A 266-nucleotide genomic window follows, 5' to 3' on the forward strand; every position below is an offset into this window, starting at 1 on the left:
GGGCTCGCCCCCGGCATTGACCGAGTCGCGGCGCATCAGAACGCGGATCCGCTCGATCAACAGGCGCTGGGAGAACGGCTTCTTGATGTAGTCGTCCGCGCCCATGCGCAGGCCCAGAAGCTCGTCCACCTCGTCATCCTTGGAGGTCAGGAAGATCACTGGCATGTTGGAGAACTGGCGGATCCGCTGCAGTAGCTCCATGCCGTCCATGCGCGGCATCTTGATATCGAGGACGGCCAGATCGACCGGCCGCTGGCTGATTCCGC

1 protein-coding gene is annotated in these 266 nt (G+C 63.5%); it reads right to left on the minus strand.

All coding sequences use genetic code 11. The features are described from left to right. Nucleotides 1-266: response regulator (locus R0J87_RS21120; protein WP_498888729.1), on the minus strand; the 266-nt coding region annotated here is incomplete at both ends.

This window comes from Halomonas sp. SIMBA_159 (assembly GCF_046536035.1).
Classification (GTDB): Bacteria; Pseudomonadota; Gammaproteobacteria; order Pseudomonadales; family Halomonadaceae; genus Vreelandella; species Vreelandella venusta_A.